Source organism: Thermus sp., assembly GCF_056332225.1.
Genome location: NZ_JBWGQW010000186.1, coordinates 1 through 706, shown reverse-complemented (window position 1 = coordinate 706; position 706 = coordinate 1). Strand labels below are relative to the sequence as shown.

1 protein-coding gene is annotated in these 706 nt (G+C 69.3%); it reads left to right on the top strand.

Going from position 1 to position 706, the window contains the following annotated elements; all coding sequences use genetic code 11:
• On the top strand, positions 1-427 hold a 427-nt coding region (gene thiD, locus AC01Y6_RS10810), incomplete at its 5' end, for a bifunctional hydroxymethylpyrimidine kinase/phosphomethylpyrimidine kinase (RefSeq protein ID WP_476671537.1).
• Between the last annotated feature and the right edge of the window lie 279 nt (positions 428-706).

Genomic DNA, 706 nt, shown 5'->3' with positions numbered 1-706 from the left:
GGAGGCGGTGGCCGCCCTAAAGGAGCAGCTTTTCCCCTTGGCGGCCCTCGTCACCCCGAACCGCCTCGAGGCCGAGGCCCTCCTGGGTAGGCCCATCCGCACCCTGGAGGAGGCGGAGGAGGCCGCCCGGGACCTCCTCGCCTTAGGCCCTGGGGCCGTCCTCCTCAAGGGGGGGCACCTGGAGGGGGAAGAGGCGGTGGACCTCTTGGCCACCCGGGAAGGGGTCTTGCGCTTTTCCGCCCCCCGGGTCCACACCCAGAACACCCACGGCACCGGCTGCACCCTCTCCGCCGCCCTCGCCGCCCTCCTCGCCCTGGGGAGGCCCCTGGAGGAGGCGGTGGCCGGGGCCAAGGCCTACCTCACCCGGGCCCTCAAGGGGGCGCCGCCCCTGGGCCACGGCCACGGGCCTTTGGACCACTGGGCTTAAGGCCCCGCCCTCCAGAGGGCCCGAGGCGGGGCTCGCCGGGGGTTTTCCCTTGGCTAGAGGCTGTCGTAAAAGAGTGGTATCCTTAAGGGGTGACTCCTAACCCTGGGGTAAGCGAGGCCTGGGTGTATCTGGGCATACTACGCTTGTTGGTGAAGCGGCTGGCCAGGGCCGCGTAGCCGTCCATGGAAAACTTTTACGACAGCCTCTTATAGGCCTCCTCGTGGGGTGTCAACGGCGAGGGGCGATCCTTTTCCCTGGCGCACCTTTGAGCTCCTTCGC